At 70.3% G+C, this 1,599-nt stretch carries 1 pseudogene; it reads left to right on the top strand.

Annotated features, from left to right (window positions below):
• Positions 1-102: 102 nt before the first annotated feature.
• Positions 103-1,599 (top strand): annotated as a pseudogene (locus ACTOWL_RS37850) (hypothetical protein); the annotation flags it as partial.

Below are 1,599 nucleotides of genomic sequence, written 5' to 3'. Positions count from 1 at the left end.
GGCGGCGCCGCAACGTCGACCAGCGGCGCCGCCGACGACACGCCGATCCAGACCGCGATCGGGGTGGGCGGCACGGGTGGCGCCGGCGGCAACGGCGGTGTCGTGACGGTGGCCAACGGGACAGGCGGCCACATCCTGACGCAGGGCGTGGCCGCCTTCGGCATCCTGGCGCATAGCGTGGGCGGCGGCGGCGGCGAAGGATCGCTGGCCGGCACCGTCAGCGGCTCGCTGAAGAGCCTCTCCGTCGGGGTCGGCGGCAATGGCGGCACCGGCGGGGATGGCGGCGCGGTCGCCGTCACGACGGACGGCGCGATCACCACCACCGGCAAGCACGGCATCGCCATCTTTGCCCAGAGCGTCGGGGGCGGCGGCGGGCTGGTCCGGACGATGACCACCGACGAGACCTTCGATCCCTCCAAGATCGTCATCAACCCGCAAGGACGCGTTGCCGACGTCCACGGGCTGACGTTGACGTTCGGCGGCCGGAACGGCGTCGACGGCAACGGTGGGGCCGTCACCGTCACCACGGGCGGCGCCATCACCACATCCGGCCTGGACGCGCATGGCATCCTGGCGCAGTCGATCGGGGGTGGCGGCGGGATGGCCGTCGGGGGGCAGGTCGTCCTGCCGGGTGGCGCGGGCGGGCCTGGCGGCCCCGGCGGCGCCAGCGGCAACGGCGGCAATGTCAACGTTGATCTCGAAACGGGCACGGCGATTCTCACAGCCGGCAAGGGCGCCTACGGCATCATTGTCCAGAGCATCGGCGGCGGCGGCGGCTTCGCCGGCGATCCGTCCTCGGTCCACGACTACCAGACGGGTACGGCGCTGGCCGTGAAGTCCAACGCCGGCTTTGGCGGGGAGGTCTCGATCTTTGTGGAGAACGCCCGCGTTCAGACCACGGGCGACTATGCCCCGGCCATCTTCGCCCAGACCATCGGCGGCGGCGGCGGCTTGGTGAACTACAACAACGCGGATGGCTCCCAGGACAAGATCCAGGCGCGGGGCACGGCCGGCGGCGACGGCGCCGGCGGTGATATTTTGATCGACCTCATCGGCAGCCTGGCCGAGGCGGCGGGGGTGGGGTCGCCAGGCATCTTCGCCCAGAGCGATGGAACATCATCAGGCGAGATCCAGATTTTGATCGATCGCAACTCGAGCGTTCAGGGCGGCCAGACCGACGCTGCCTTCCCCGGTGGTCAAGACCCCACACAGCGCGACGCGGCGGCCATCCGGCTGATGGGCGGCACCCAGAACTACATCAGCAATGCGGGGATCATCTCGTCGCTCAATCGCCTGGCGATCCTGACCGACACGCCGGCGGGCAACACCCAGGTCACGAACACGGGAACGATCTCGGGCGACATCGTCTTCAACAGCGGGACCGGCAATGTCGTGGACAACCGTCCCGGCGGCGTGATCGAGGCCTTTACGGCCCTCAACCTGAACGGCGGCCAGCTCCGCAACGCCGGCAGCTTGCAGGTCGGCGGCGCCGGCGCGATCGGCAGGACGACCGTGACGGGCGACCTCGTCCAGAGCGCCACGGGCCGTCTGGTGGTGGAGACGAACCACAGCATCGGCACGGCGGACCTCCTCGATGTG

It is taken from the genome of Inquilinus sp. CA228 (genome assembly GCF_052078665.1).
In the GTDB taxonomy this organism is placed as follows: Bacteria; Pseudomonadota; Alphaproteobacteria; order DSM-16000; family Inquilinaceae; genus Inquilinus.
Note: the sequence above shows the minus strand (reverse complement) of the source record. Positions and strands in the feature narration are given on the sequence as shown.